The sequence below is a fragment of the Desulfoconvexum algidum genome (genome assembly GCF_055382125.1).
The window spans coordinates 3,672,181-3,686,184 of sequence record NZ_AP042394.1 but is presented as its reverse complement, the minus strand read 5'-3'; the positions used below and the strand labels follow the sequence as shown (position 1 = coordinate 3,686,184).

The 14,004-nt window shown below is 42.3% G+C and carries 9 protein-coding genes; all 9 read left to right on the top strand.

Annotated features, from left to right (window positions below; all coding sequences use genetic code 11):
* The first annotated feature begins 29 nt into the window (after nt 1-29).
* The 9 genes from ACZ45G_RS16900 (at nt 30) to ACZ45G_RS16860 (ending at nt 13,995) form a co-directional block, all read left to right on the top strand.
* Nucleotides 30-1,331 (top strand): phenylacetate--CoA ligase family protein, encoded by a 1,302-nt coding sequence (locus tag ACZ45G_RS16900; protein WP_464171655.1) that lies wholly within the window; start codon nt 30-32, stop codon nt 1,329-1,331.
* A 10-nt stretch (nt 1,332-1,341) separates the two neighbouring features.
* Nucleotides 1,342-3,546, top strand: coding sequence for a bi-domain-containing oxidoreductase (locus ACZ45G_RS16895; RefSeq protein WP_464171654.1), 2,205 nt, complete (start codon nt 1,342-1,344; stop codon nt 3,544-3,546).
* 144 nt (nt 3,547-3,690) lie between these two features.
* Complete coding sequence (locus ACZ45G_RS16890; RefSeq protein WP_464171653.1) at nt 3,691-5,250, top strand: heparinase II/III family protein; 1,560 nt, start codon at nt 3,691-3,693, stop codon at nt 5,248-5,250.
* A gap of 2 nt (nt 5,251-5,252) precedes the next feature.
* Nucleotides 5,253-6,485 (top strand): glycosyltransferase family 4 protein, encoded by a 1,233-nt coding sequence (locus tag ACZ45G_RS16885; protein ID WP_464171652.1) that lies wholly within the window; start codon nt 5,253-5,255, stop codon nt 6,483-6,485.
* The gene (gene xrtD, locus ACZ45G_RS16880) at nt 6,482-8,044 is read left to right on the top strand and encodes a VPLPA-CTERM-specific exosortase XrtD (protein WP_464171651.1); all 1,563 of its coding nucleotides are present in this window, start codon (nt 6,482-6,484) and stop codon (nt 8,042-8,044) included. The genes ACZ45G_RS16885 and xrtD overlap by 4 nt, the downstream gene beginning before the upstream one ends.
* A 15-nt stretch (nt 8,045-8,059) precedes the next feature.
* The gene (locus ACZ45G_RS16875) at nt 8,060-9,703 is read left to right on the top strand and encodes a glycosyltransferase family 4 protein (RefSeq protein ID WP_464171650.1); all 1,644 of its coding nucleotides are present in this window, start codon (nt 8,060-8,062) and stop codon (nt 9,701-9,703) included.
* A gap of 83 nt (nt 9,704-9,786) precedes the next feature.
* On the top strand, nt 9,787-12,207 hold the full coding sequence (locus tag ACZ45G_RS16870; protein WP_464171649.1) for a tetratricopeptide repeat protein: 2,421 nt from the start codon (nt 9,787-9,789) through the stop codon (nt 12,205-12,207).
* 13 nt (nt 12,208-12,220) lie between these two features.
* Nucleotides 12,221-12,775, top strand: coding sequence for a polysaccharide biosynthesis/export family protein (locus ACZ45G_RS16865; RefSeq protein ID WP_464171648.1), 555 nt, complete (start codon nt 12,221-12,223; stop codon nt 12,773-12,775).
* Between the two features lie 8 nt (nt 12,776-12,783).
* Nucleotides 12,784-13,995, top strand: coding sequence for a hypothetical protein (locus ACZ45G_RS16860; RefSeq protein WP_464171647.1), 1,212 nt, complete (start codon nt 12,784-12,786; stop codon nt 13,993-13,995).
* Nucleotides 13,996-14,004 lie beyond the last annotated feature (9 nt).

Genomic DNA, 14,004 nt, shown 5'->3' with positions numbered 1-14,004 from the left:
TGCAATAATTTGTTCGGGAGCCAATAATTATGATCTATAATTTAAAATCCACTTACGACAGGCTGCCAAAAGGTAAATTAAAATTCTTAAAACATATACCGGACCGGATTTTGTTCGGAAAATCTTATAAAGAATGGTTTCATAAAATTTCGTTTGATGTAAAGATACTTGATCAAAATCTTTTAAATATTTTGAATTATTCGCGGGAAAATACGGATTTTGGTTGTGAAACAATTCCAAAAAAAATTAATTTAGTTGAGGTGAAAAATGTATTGGAGGAACTGCCATTAATCTCATCTACTGAATTATCAAGTAATTTGGCTCATTTCACATCTAAAAAATTTCAAAAAACAAATTCTTACTTAACTACGACAGGCGGAACAGGGCGTAATCCGACATCAATCTTGCTATCTAATGAGTCATTTGGGATTGAATGGGCACATATACACGAGATCTGGTCATATGCAGGCTACAAAAAAACAAGAGATTTGAAACTGACTCTTAGGGGAAAAAGTCTTAAAGACGATAAGCTCATAGAGTATAACCCTATCTATAATGAGTTGGTCGTAGATACATTTAAAGTTAGAGATGATAATTTTAAAATGTTCATTGAGCAGATGAGAAAGTACCCGGTAAGTTATATCCATGGACACCCCTCTTTAATAAAAGAGTTCATTGGTTATTTTGATAAATATAATTATTTACCAAAGATAAAAGGAATTCTTTTAGGAAGTGAAGGGGCAAGTGTCGAAGATAAAAAAAACTTTTCAGAATTTTTTGGTGCGAAAGTTATTCACTGGTATGGGCAAAGTGAAAAAGTGGCATTGGCAGTAGATATCGATTCAACTGATAAGTTTAGAGTATATACTTCATATGGATATCCTAGGGTCGTTGAAGGTGAGCTTATAGCGACATCCTTTGTCAATAAAGCATTACCGTTAATAAATTACAAAATGGGTGATGGCGCAGAAATAGTTGAGGATGGGGAATATTTATATATCAAAAATATACAAAGTAGATGGGGAAAGGATTTTGTTTATTTGAATCAAAAAAAGAAGATTTCAACCACAGCTATTAATCTGCATTCATTAATTCAAAATGAAATTCTTTTTTACCAGATAGTTCAAAAAGAGTTTGGGAAAATTGAAATAAAAGTTTTGCCAAAAATAAATAGCAAAATGTCACATGATAAAATATTGGTTATTGTCAGCAAGGAGATGAGAGAAAAGCTTAAGGATTTTAAAGTGGCTGTTCGGACTGTTGCTGAACATGAAATACAACGAAGTCATAGGGGGAAAATGATGCTTTTAGTACAAGAATTGAAGGTATAATGGAGAATAAATGAAACAAATAATACAATCATATAAAACAGGTGAAATGAAACTGGATGAAGTCCCACGGCCACAGGTTGGACCGGGGATGATCCTGGTTGAAACAAAAGCCTCCCTTGTGTCGGCAGGTACAGAAAAAATGCTGGTCGACCTTGCTAAAAAATCTTTGCTGGGTAAGGCAAAGGCCCGGCCCGATCTCGTGAAAAAAGTGATGGCCACAGCAAAAAAAGAAGGGATCAAAAATGCTTTTATTAAGGTTCGCAGCAAGTTGGACACGCCTATACCTTTGGGGTATTCCTGTGCGGGAATCGTAAGAGCAGTGGGTCAAGGGGTAGATAAATTCCAGGTGGGCGATATAGTTGCCTGTGGCGGGGCAGGGTACGCCAACCATGCGAATTACAATGTGGTTCCGAAAAACCTATGTGTCCATATTCCACGTTTTAAAACTGATGTGTCTGAAAAGCAGATATTTGAACAGGCTGCCTCTGCCACAGTGGGTGCAATTGCACTCCAGGGAATCCGTCAGGCAGAGCTTACTTTGGGTGAACGGGTCTGTGTGATCGGACTCGGACTTTTAGGTCAGATCGCTGTTCAACTCTGCAAGGCAAATGGCTGTAAGGTTATTGGTGCTGATATTGACCCAGTGAAAATTAAGTTGGCAAAAAAAATGGGGGCAGATATCGCTGTCCACAGTAGCCAGCTTGAAAAGGAAGTAACTGGATTTACACAAGGTTTCGGAGTGGATGCGGTTATTATTACCGCAGCAGCCCAAGGCAGCGAACTGGTTGCTCAGGCTGGGGAGATTTCACGGCAAAAAGGCAGGGTAGTGGTGGTTGGTTTTGTGGGAATGGATCTTCCAAGAGATGTTTACTATAAAAAAGAACTGGATTTGAGGTTGTCCATGTCCTATGGGCCCGGGCGGTATGATGCAGCATATGAGGAAAGGGGAAATGATTACCCGTTTTCTTATGTCAGATGGACGGAACAGAGAAATATGCAGACAATACTTGAACTTATTGCATCAGGTTCTCTTGATATCGGCTCTTTAATCACTCATCGATTTCCCTTTGAAAAAGCCCTTGAAACGTATGATATGATTCTGGCAGCAAAAGAAGCTTTCCTTGGTATTATTTTGGAATATGATGCATCAGATGAAGAGGGTAAAATTGTTTTAAAGGAATCAGCAGCAGAGCCAGCTGGGAAAGTTGGGCTTGGGGTGATCGGTGCCGGGAATTTTGCTAAAGGCGTTTTGCTGCCCCGGTTTAAAAAGATGCCACAAGTTGGACTTGAAGGGATCGTTACAGCACGAGGAATGAGTGCAAAAGATGTGGGATCGCAGTTCGGGTTCAGATATTGCGCAGATAATAATTCCACATTATATGATGATGAAAAAATCAATACTGTATTGATTGCAACCCGACATAATCTTCATGGAAATGAAGTTAAAAACGCTTTGGCTGCCGGAAAACATGTGTTTGTTGAAAAGCCGCTTTGCCTGAATGTCGAGGAACTTCAGGATATTGTCAGGATGTGTTCTGACAGGGTTTCACAAAATAATCCCCTTGTTGTCATGGTTGGGTTTAACCGAAGGTTTTCGCCGTTCATCCAAAAGATAAAAGACAACATTAAAGACCGGATTACACCTCTTGTTGCATCCTACAGGATAAATGCTGGGTTAATCCCCAAAGATTCATGGATTCAGGATATTAATGAAGGCGGCGGCAGGATTCTTGGAGAAGTCTGCCATTTTGTGGACCTTTTACGATACATTGTTGCAGCACCGGTGAGAACTGTCCATTCATCCTCTGTTCAGAGCAATGATCAAACCATTACTGACCGGGATTCGATTTCAATTACACTGACCTATGACGATGGTTCCCTTGCGAATATCATTTATCATGCATTCGGCAATGCTGATTATCCTAAAGAGGTTCTTGAGATTGCTGCGGACAGTACAACCATTATCATGAATGATTTTAGGCAACTTGAAATCTTTGGTAAAAAACATGACAATTCAAAATCAACCCAGAACAAAGGGTTTGATGAAGAAATTAAATTTTTTGTTGAGGCTGTAGAAAAAGGCAGTGGGTCACCAGTTCCGTTTAGCGAGATTGTTGAGTCAACACTGGTGACTTTTGCTGTACATAAATCTTTGGATACAGGGACGCTGGTAAACCTGAAAGATTTTGCAACAGAGCTTGAAATTTCCCTATAAAATTCCATGAAATTGAAGAAAATAAATCTGTTTATCAGAACGATTAGAAGCCTTAAAACTATTCAGGTTGTATATCGCCTGTGGTACCTGGTCAACTCAAAACTAAGAATGGTTCATGCTTCGCAGGCAGTAGGGAACCATGGATTGAGTTGGAATACCAATGTGATTAAAGTATTGTTTGTTTTTTACAGGCAGTGGACGAAAAAGGATATTGAAAACAAGCATTTTTGTTTTTTAAATAATGCTGTAACTTTTGATAACAAGATTGACTGGTGCATATCTGAAAAAGGTAGACTGTGGAAGTACAACTTGCATTATTTCCAGTATCTCCTGTTAAAAGAGGGGATTGATTCAGGGGTTGCCGTTGACCTTATAAAAGACTGGATAAAGAACAACCCGATAGGCAGTCAGGATGCCTGGGATCCTTTTCCCATATCTTTGCGGCTTGTAAACTGGATCAAGTTTTTTTGCCGGAATACAATTCCGGATGAAGATAGAAAAGTTATTGTTGACTCCATGGTTTTACAGGCTCGCTGGCTTGTAAAACATCTGGAATATCATCTGCTTGGCAACCATTTGTTTAAGAACGGTAAAGCCCTTATATTTATGGGGCTTTTTTTTAAAGGGGCTGAAGCAGAGAAATGGCTTAAAAAGGGTATGCAAATTATCCGCAGGGAACTTGATGAGCAGATATTGGATGACGGGGGGCATTTTGAGAGAAGCCCCATGTATCATTCAATGGTTCTGGAAGACTGCCTGGATCTGCAGAATATAATGGCTGTAAAAGAAAACCCGGTTTTGCGTAGCCTTGCCGGGAAATTGGAAGAAAAGACAGGAAGAATGATAGAATTCCTTGTATCCATGTGCCACCCTGACGATCGGATCAGCTTATTTAATGATGCGGCATTCGGGATTGAACCAGAGCTTGTGGAGCTTGTTTGTTACCATGAAAAGGTGACCGGAAGACAGATAAACAAGAACTCAGACTGTGTTCAGAAACATAAAGATACAGGGTATTATATTCTGGCGCCGGACAGTGATAACAAAATGATTCTGGATTGCGGTCATGTGGGGCCGGACTATCAGCCAGGTCATTCCCATTGTGATGCATTGAGTTTTGAATTGTCTGTAAAGGGCAGGAGGGTTATTGTCGATTCTGGTTGCTTTCAATATGAAGACGGAGATATCAGGGAATATAACCGGGGAAATATCGGGCACAATACCATTACCATTGATAATGAAAATCAGTCTGAGGTATGGGGAGCTCATCGGTGTGGAAGGAAAGCTGTGTCTTTAGATGCTGAATGCAGACAGAAGGAAAACGGGGCGCTTTTTTTCAGGGGAGGGCATGACGGGTATAAACGCCTGAAAGGAAAGCCGGTTCATTTCAGGGAAGTGACTTTCCAGGATCAGGTCTGGATGATTCATGACAGGGTTGAAGGCAAAGGGAAACATATAGTTCAATCAAGGCTCCATCTGCATCCTGCCGTGGAACTCGAATTTAAAGAGGATGATGTAATTGTAAGCAACAAAGGGGAAGGGCTTTTGAAAATTCGTTTGATCGGAAATGGTGAAATCGATGTGGAGAAAGGTTGGTATTGCCCGGAGTTCGGCAAAAAGTACGCATGTGATGTCCTTGTGTATCAGGTAAATAAAATTGATCTGCCCTTTGAGTGCGGGTGGCAATTCGAGTTGGAGGGATAGGGATGCATATTGTTTTTTTGTGCCATTATTTCCCGCCTGAAGTTAATGCACCGGCATCACGGATTTATGAAAATGCAAAAAGGTGGGTTAAAAAAGGGCATAAAGTTACCGTGATTACCTCTGTGCCCAATCATCCAAATGGAGTGGTCTATCCTGGGTATAAAAATAGGTTTTGGCAGTGGGATGAAAAAGATGGCATTAACATTTTAAGGGTTAAAACCTTTATAGGCCCTAATAAAGGTTTTTTTAAGCGAATTGCCAATTATGTTTCCTTTATGCTTTCTGCCATTTTTATGTGTCGGCTTGTGAAAAATGTGAATCTTGTTGTTTCAACATCACCGCAGTTTTTCTGCGGATTTTCAGGTTATTTTGTATCAAATGCTTTGAAAAGTCCATGGGTTCTTGAGATCAGGGATCTCTGGCCGGAATCCATAAAGGCTGTGGGTGCCATCCGGCAGAATGCCATTATTAAGCTGCTGGAATGCATTGAAACCTTTATGTATACTCATGCCAATCATATTGTTTCTCTGACTCATGCATTTAAACAGCACATCGTGGCAAGAGGAGTAAGGCCGGAATCTGTTTCCATTGTTACAAACGGAGCAGACCTTGATCAATTTAAACCAATTCCCGGCGAAAGTGAAGTAGAGCAGAAATATGGCCTCAAGGGTAAATTTGTCGTATCCTTTATTGGGACTCACGGGATGGCCCACGCACTTGATACAGTTTTGAGGGCAGCAAAAATCCTTAAAAATCAAAAAAATATTTTAATTTTAATGGTGGGCGGAGGGGCTGAAAGAGAACGGCTTTTAAAGCAAAAAGAATCTCTTGGGCTTGATAATGTTCTGATGCTTCCCCAGCAGGAAAAACGCTTGATGCCACATTTCCTTGCTTCATCCAATGCATGCATGGTGTTGCTTAGAAAGTCGGATCTTTTTAAAACAGTTATTCCTTCTAAAATATTTGAGGCCATGGCCATGGAACGGCCCATTATCCATGGTGTTGAAGGCGAGAGCAGAAAAATTATTGAGCAAGCCGACTGCGGTATCTGTATAGAACCGGAAAATGAAGTAGAACTGGCAAATGCTGTCATGATATTATTTAAGGAACCCATTCTTTGTCGAAGGCTTGCAGCCAACGGTAGAAATTATGTCTGTATGAATTATAGTCGGGATGATCTGGCGGATGATTATTTAAATATTTTAAAACAGATCTATAAAAAGGGTACTGAATGAAATCGCATTTTAAAAACCTTAATTTCTCAAAAGGTGTTATGGCTGTTTTTAGTATTTATGCTATTCTGTTTGCAGGCCTGTATTATTCTCCTTTTTCTGTAATGGTTAAATGGTGGGAACGGGATGATTATTCCTATTGTTATCTCATCCCGTTTATTGTGCTCTATCTTTTGTGGGAAAAGAAGAATTATTTTTTAGATAAAATTGCCATGCCGGATTGGAAGGGTATGATTCTTCTGGTTATCGGGATTGCCTTCTATTGGCTGGGGGAACTCGGTGGCGAATTTTATATTATTTATCTGTCTTCATGGTTTATTTTAGTGGGTATCTGTGTTCTTAACATGGGCATCCGTAAAGTTAAGACCATAATATTTCCTTTGTTTTTTATCCTGACCATGTTTCCTTTGCCTAATTTTTTTAATTTTAAAATCACCCTGATTTTAAAAATTATATCTTCTAAGCTGGGTGTTATGATGATGCAGGTATACGGGATGAGTGCCTACCGGGAAGGCAATGTAATTGACCTGGGATTTACAAAGCTACAGGTTGTTGATGCTTGCAGCGGGCTAAGATATTTGTTCCCCATGATCGTTTTAAGTATTCTCCTGGCTTATTTTTATAAAGCACGATGGTGGAAAAAACTTGTGCTTGTTCTGTCCTCAGTGCCGCTCACTATTTTGACCAACAGTCTGCGCATTGCGCTGACAGGAATTTTGTCAGAAAAATTTGGTTCAAAGGTTGTAGAAGGATTCTTCCATGATTTTGAAGGGTGGTTGATTTTTATGATCACACTGGGCATTTTGTTGGGTGAAATGTGGATACTGGAAAAGCTTTTCAAAAATAAAGATGCCATAGAAATAATTGATTACGGGGATAAGGAGAGCATTGATGCAGGGGAAGCCTTAAAACAAGGATCTGTTTTGATAAGGCCCCAGTTTCTTGTTTCTGTTGTACTCCTATCCCTTACTCTTGGACTGACCCAGGGGATTGAATTTCGGGAAGCTGTCCCCATGAACAGGTCTTTCAGCGAGTTTCCCATGAAAGTGGGGGAATGGGTGGGAAGCCGGCAACTAATGGAATTGAAATTTGTTGAAGAATTGGATTTCAGCGATTATATCATGGCCGATTACAAAGATGAGTCTGGAAAAATTGTTAATTTTTATGTGGCTTATTATGCGAGCCAGAGAAAAGGTGAGTCCATCCATTCACCGGCATCCTGCTTGAGGGGTGGCGGGTGGTCATTTAATCAGGCCGGCAGCGCACATATTGTTCTTAAAGACGGCAGCATGATGCCGGTGAACCGAGCCGTTATCGAAAAAGCGCCTGTAAAGCAGCTTTCTTATTATTGGTTCCCTTCCAGGGACAGGATTCTCACCAATGCATACCAGATGAAACTTTATAATTTTTGGGATGCGCTGACAAGACAGCGGACAGACGGTTCCCTTGTCAGGGTGATTACACTGGTTTACCCGGATGAGAGTCTTGAGGCTGCAGAAAAGAGAATGCAGGCGTTTATATCGGATATTAATCCTGTGCTGAAAGAGTTTTTACCCCGTTAAAATGAGACTTCCATAATGCAATTATTTACGGTCTTTATACTTTCGCTGTTCCTGACGATTGCCCTGGTGCCCATTGCCAGGCGCCTGGCCTTCAGGATGAATATTGTGGACCTTCCCGATGTACGGAAGGTTCATGTGACACCCATGCCGAAAATGGGCGGGGTTTCCATGGCTGTGGGTGCCTTTATCCCCATACTGCTGTGGGTTCCGAGGAATGATTTTGTAAATTCGGTAATTGTTGGTTCTTTCATTATTTTTATTTTCGGGCTTATTGATGATCTTAAACCTTTAAACGCAAAGCAGAAAATAATACCCCAGATTATTGCAGGCCTGGTGGTCATTTTATTCGGGGGCGTTAAAATAACCTGCCTGGGATCATTGGTCCCTGCAAATTGTATCCTGCCGTTATTTATTTCTGTTCCCCTGACCCTGTTGGTGATTATCGGTGTTACCAATGCCATCAACCTGTCTGATGGGTTGGACGGACTTGCCGGGGGGATTTCCATGCTCAGTTTTATTGCCATCGGGTTACTGGCCTTCCAGTGCGGGAACACCGGGATTGCCATCATGTCCATGGCCATCATCGGCAGTATTGTCGGTTTTTTGAGATACAATACCCATCCGGCTGTCCTTTTTATGGGGGACGCGGGCAGCCAGCTGCTGGGATTTTTGTCCATTGTCTTTGCCATTGTTCTTACACAGGCGAATACCCCTTACAGCAAGGTTCTTGCCCTTCCTTTAATCGGTTTTCCCATACTGGATACCCTGACCGTGATGATCGAGCGCCTGGTTAAAAAAAGGTCTCCTTTTTCGGCGGATAAAAATCATTTTCACCACAGACTTTTACGGTTTGGATTTTTTCATTCAGAAGCGGTATTCAGCATTTATATTATTCAGGCATGCTTTATCAGCTTTGCCATTGTGTTCAGATTTTATTCTGACTGGGTTCATGTTTCGTTCTTTTGTGTTTTTTCCGCTATCATTCTGTTACTGTTTTTTGTTGGGGGGGTGAACCAGTGGGTGTTCAGGAGGGACGGCAGTTTCGATACTTATTTTAAACGGCCGCTAAAAATAATAAAAGAAAAAAAAATCAGTATTAGAATTTGTTATGGTGCCTTGAGGTATGGCTTCCCGGTTTTGTTTATTGTTCAGACCATGATTCCTCAAAAAATCCCTTTGTATCTTTCTATTCCGGCAGGCTGCCTGGCCCTGTTGAACCTGGGCGCTTATTATTTTAATTGGAAAAAATATAAAGAGTATATCCTGAGATTTTCCATCTATCTTACAGGGCCCTTCTTGCTCTATCTTGTGGCAATAAGTCCGCACTCGCGAATTTTTGACCGATTGCTTGAAGTAAATACCATGGGCTTTTTTGTTCTTGCATTATTGGTGATCTCGACCTTGAACCTCACCCAGAGAAGAAACGGTTTTAAAATCAGCCCCATGGATATCCTGGTGCTTATTGTCCTTTTGATATTGCCGAATCTTCCAACAACGCACTTCCAGGCTCCCGGCATCGGCATAACCCTTGCCAAAACCCTGATTTTGTTTTTTGGTTATGATGTCCTGGTGGGTGAAATGAGAGGGGAGAGCGTGATGCTTGCCAGGCCTTTTATCGTCGGCTTTTGCGTGCTGGCTCTGAGAGGTTTGATTGGGTAAGAGGGCTAACGCCTCAGAAGTCATTGACATATTGCGGTTATATATTTTAAAGATTACAAATATTTGATTTAAAGGAGTTATGAATGAATAGGAGCTTTGCCAGGCCGATTATTATTGTTTTTATTTTTATTTCCGCGGTTTCCCTTTTTTGCATGGGCTGTTCAAGTCCGGAAGAAAAAAAACTGGATTTTCTTACCAAGGGAAAAACCTTGTTTGAACAGGGCGATTATGTCAAAGCCAAACTGGAATTTAAGAATGCAGCCCAGATAGACCCAAAGTTTGCCGATGCCTATTACATGCTCGGGAAAACCCAAATAAAGCTGAAAAATTACAAGGGCGCCTATGGCATGTTTTTAAAAGCGGTTGATCTTGATCCTGCCAACCAGGAAGCCAGGATTGATCTGGGGAAGATTTTGCTGGCGGGCAAGGCCGTTGACAGGGCAGACGAGCAAGTTGAGACAGTCCTGGCAGTTGATCCCGACCATCTTGACGCCAATCTTTTAAAAGCCTCTGTCTATTTTGTGAACAAGGAAATGGACCGGGGAACGGCCATTCTATTGAAACTCCGTGAACGAGGGGAGACCTCTCCGGATATGTATCTGATGCTGTCCAATATTGCACGGTTGAAACAGGATGCGCAGCAGATGCGGGCCTATCTCACAGAAGGCCTTGAAAAGAATCCTGATAATATTCCCCTTATTTTGACCATGGCCCAGCTTGGTGCGCAATCCAAGGACTTTGACGGGGCTGAGCTGAGTCTGAGAAAAGCCATCGCCTTAAAGCCCGATGCAATTAGTTATAAACTAAATCTTGCCAAGGTCCTTATGGCCCAGGGTAAAAAAGAGGCGGCCCAGGGGGTTTTAACCAAGATCCTTGAAGCGGATGCTGAAAATGAAGAAACCCGGCTTACCATTGCCAAGTTCTGGTTGTCCGGAAAAGAGGTCCAAAAGGCTGAAGACATTTTGAAAGAAGGTCTTGTGAAGATGCCGGACAGCTTTCAATACCGGCTTTTTTTAGCAGAAATCTATGCCGGGACCAAGCGGTTTGATGATGCTGAGATGATTTTAAGACAGGCATTAGACTTGAACAAAGATCCGGCAAATCCGGAAATTATTAAGTCAAAAATTGCCCTGGCAAAGATCTTGCTCTTCAAGGCCAATATAGATGAGGGGGAACAACTGGTTGACCAGGTGCTTGAAAATGATCCTAAAAATGTAGATGCCCATTTTTTAAAAGGCCGGCTTTACATGTCCAGAAGAGACGGGGGAAATGCAGTTCCTGAGTTCAGAATTCTTGTGGAGGACAGGCCCGGGATGGTTGAAGGTCATATTAACCTGGCCCTGGCCCACAGCCTCAACAAAGAGTATGACCTGGCACTTGACGTTCTTGAACTGGCCTACGCAAAAATGCCGACGGCGGTTGCCTTGTTAAAAACCATGGCCCAGGTAAATATCATGAAAAAAGATATGGATGCGGCAGAAGCCAATCTTGGAATGGCGGTTGAAGCCAACAAAGAAAATCTCCAGGCTGTTATTGACCTGGGTGATTTTTACCTGGCATTAAAAAAATATGACAAGGCCCTGGAACAATATGAAATTGTAAAAGAAAAACAACCGGAACATGCCGGCGGATACCTTAAAATTGCCTCTGCTTACTTGCGGCAAAAAAAGTATAAAAAGGCAGAAAAGATCCTTATGGCCGGATATGAAAAGATACCGGACTCTGCATTGATTGTCACCAACCTGGTACGGATTTATATCCAGGAACGAGAGTATGAGGCCGCGATAAAACTGTGTGAAAATCGTCTGGCAAAAAATGACAAAGAAGCATTCACCTGGAATCTGCTGGGCACTGTCTGTTTGGTGAAAAAAGATCTCAAAGCGGCACAGTCCGCCTTTGAAAAGGCAATTCAAATCCAGCCTGACTGGGGCAAACCCTATGACAGCCTTGCCAGGATCTATCTTGCCCGGGGAGAAAAGGAGACGGCCATTAAAAAATTTAACGATGCCCTTGTAAAGAACCCGAACAACGCCCAGGCGTGGATGATCCTTGGCAGCATCCATGAACGAGACAAAAATTATCTAAAAGCGATAGTCACCTATGAACAGGCCTTTGAAAAAAATCCGGGGTTATGGGCGGCTGCGAACAACCTGGCCGTTATCAAAAGCGAGTTCGCTCAATCTGCCTCGGATCTTGAAACGGCAATGGAATATGCCAGGAAGGCAGAAAAACTTAATCCCGGTGCCGGGGTTGTCCAGGACACCCTGGGATGGATCCAGTATAAAATGGGGAATCTGGACCTGGCATATACGGATATTAAACGAGCCCTTGAAGAGCTGCCGGAAAACAGCTCGCTTAATTATCACATGGGCGTGATTCTGGACAAACAGGGGAAACCCGAAGAAGCCAGGCTGTATCTGGAAAAAGCTCTGGTTGTGGAGAATGACTTTTTAGGTGCTGATGAAGCCAGGAAGATTCTGGCACAATATAAAACAGACAACTAGAATTGGGAGGCGTATGAATTTAAAAATTAAGATGTTTGGTGCTGCTGTGCTTGTGTTATTCCTGCTGGTATCCACTGCTGCCGCCGAAGGTTATAGGATCGGACCGGGGGATCTTCTGGAGATTTCGGTGTGGAAAAATCCGGATCTGACAAAGCAGCTGGTTGTCCTGCCCGACGGGAAGATTCAGTTTCCATTGGTCAAGGAACTTAATGTGGCGGGTAAATCAGTTGTCGAACTGGAAAAGGAACTGGTCGGAAAACTTGAAAAATATGTACCTGAACCCGATATTTCCATCAGTGTTGTCCAGGTAAACAGCATGCTGATCTATGTGATCGGCAAGGTCACGAAACCCGGACGGTTTTCCATAAACACCAATATCGATGTGCTCCAGGCCCTGGCGGTTGCGGGTGGGTTAAATCCCTTTGCCAAGGAAAAGGAAATCGGTATTTTCCGGAAAAATGACGGGAAAACCCTTACCTTTAATTTTAATTATGATGAAGTTTCAGAAGGTAAAAATTTAGAACAGAACATCACGCTTCAACGCGGTGATGTGATTGTTGTTCGATAGGAGCCATTATGAACCGGTTGAGATTTCTTTTTTTAGGTGTGGCATTCCTTTGTTTCGGCTTTGTTCTGCCGGCCTCAGGCGAACCGACAACTTTTAAGCCTTTTTTCTCCCTTGATCAGGAGTACAATGACAATATCCTTTTTTCAAATAGTAATGAGGAAGAGGATTTTATTACCACCCTGTCAGGCGGACTGGTCATTGAGCAGCGAACTGAAAGGGTGAATGCAAATCTTAGTGCCAGGCTTGACCAGCTGCTGTACTGGCATTTAGATGAACTCAATTCCCTGGATATGTTTTTTAAGGGTGATCTGGATTACAAAACCACTGAAAAACTTGGAGTGGGCGGTTCGGCCGAGTATTCAGAGGATTCTCGGGCGGACAGGGATACCGCCACAACCGGGCTGCTGGTAAATGGTGACAGGACAACCAAGCGGGCCTCACTGTCATCGAACTATTTGTTTTCAGAGCTTACAAGGGGAGAGGTGGAGGTTGGTTTTGGAAATGTTGAAACCACAAGAACATCCACGGATGAATCAAATGATACGTTGAGCGTTGATTTCTCTTTTTCCAGGAACCTTTCCCAGACCTTTAAGAATACCACTGGATTGTTAAATTTCAGTTACCTCCACTATACCTCAGACAATAACACTACAGGGACAACACCCGTCGTGTACCAGGATAATGCATCCGATGTGTTCCAGTTTTCCGGCGGTTTTTCAAAAGATATAACAGAATTGTACAATATTTACTGCCAGGCAGGTGCAAGCTATACGGAAACAACAGAAAATCTGAGAATTGGGAACATCGCAAGTCCCGATGTGGACTCTTCACAGTGGGGCGGGGTTTTGTCGGCTGGATTGAACTATGGCGGTGAGTATTATGATGCGGATCTTGCAATTTCCCAGGACATGAGGGGAGCCACGGGCACAGGCGGCGTTGTGCAGCGATCTATGATTTCCGGCAGTGTGAAAAGGCGGGTTACCGACAAATTCAGCCTAACCCTTACTGCCAGTGTCTTTTTAAATCAAAATGACAGGGCAATAGGAAGAGATACTGAAGATCTGACCTTTAATATCCAGCCCGGCTTGCGGTATAAAATTTTCAACGATCTTATCCTGTCTGCCAATTACAGATTCACAACTGTTGACAACAGAATCACAGACACCAACAGTGAAAGAAGCATGGTACATTTTGTAATCCGGAAGGAATTTGAACTTTAACCACATTGA

Excerpts from the sequence above, each read along its gene's own strand:
- ACZ45G_RS16885 (WP_464171652.1), top strand. The coding sequence starts at position 5,253 with ATGCATATTGTTTTTTTGTGCCATTATTTCCCGCCTGAAGTTAATGCA.
- ACZ45G_RS16860 (WP_464171647.1), top strand. The coding sequence starts at position 12,784 with ATGAACCGGTTGAGATTTCTTTTTTTAGGTGTGGCATTCCTTTGTTTC.
- xrtD (WP_464171651.1), top strand. The coding sequence starts at position 6,482 with ATGAAATCGCATTTTAAAAACCTTAATTTCTCAAAAGGTGTTATGGCT.
- ACZ45G_RS16895 (WP_464171654.1), top strand. The coding sequence starts at position 1,342 with ATGAAACAAATAATACAATCATATAAAACAGGTGAAATGAAACTGGAT.
- ACZ45G_RS16900 (WP_464171655.1), top strand. The coding sequence starts at position 30 with ATGATCTATAATTTAAAATCCACTTACGACAGGCTGCCAAAAGGTAAA.
- ACZ45G_RS16865 (WP_464171648.1), top strand. The coding sequence starts at position 12,221 with ATGAATTTAAAAATTAAGATGTTTGGTGCTGCTGTGCTTGTGTTATTC.
- ACZ45G_RS16875 (WP_464171650.1), top strand. The coding sequence starts at position 8,060 with ATGCAATTATTTACGGTCTTTATACTTTCGCTGTTCCTGACGATTGCC.
- ACZ45G_RS16870 (WP_464171649.1), top strand. The coding sequence starts at position 9,787 with ATGAATAGGAGCTTTGCCAGGCCGATTATTATTGTTTTTATTTTTATT.